The following is a 273-nucleotide window of genomic DNA, read 5'->3' as shown; positions in this document are numbered from 1 at the left end:
GGCCTGGGAGGTCTCGTCCGCGTAGACCTGGTCGCCGAGGAGGAGCAGGACGTCCGGGCGTACGGCCGCGGGATCGGCGGCCAGCGCGGCGGCGAGGGTGTCCAGCGCGTCGGGTCCCACGGGGTCCGGCTCGCCGTGCGCGGGGGCCGCCCAGCGGCAGGAGCCGAAGGAGACGCGGACGGCGTCGGCCGCCGGCGCGGGGGAGCGGATGACCGAGGCGGGGAAGCGGCCGTCCTCCGGGGGCCAGACGCGGGCGCCGTCCAGGATGACTTC

1 pseudogene is annotated in these 273 nt (G+C 78.8%); it reads right to left on the bottom strand.

The window, feature by feature from the left end:
• Positions 1-273 (bottom strand): annotated as a pseudogene (locus J0695_RS39855) (alkaline phosphatase D family protein); the annotation flags it as partial.

The organism is Streptomyces beijiangensis, from assembly GCF_017315755.1.
GTDB classification, from domain to species: Bacteria; Actinomycetota; Actinomycetes; order Streptomycetales; family Streptomycetaceae; genus Streptomyces; species Streptomyces beijiangensis.
Note: the sequence above shows the minus strand (reverse complement) of the source record. Positions and strands in the feature narration are given on the sequence as shown.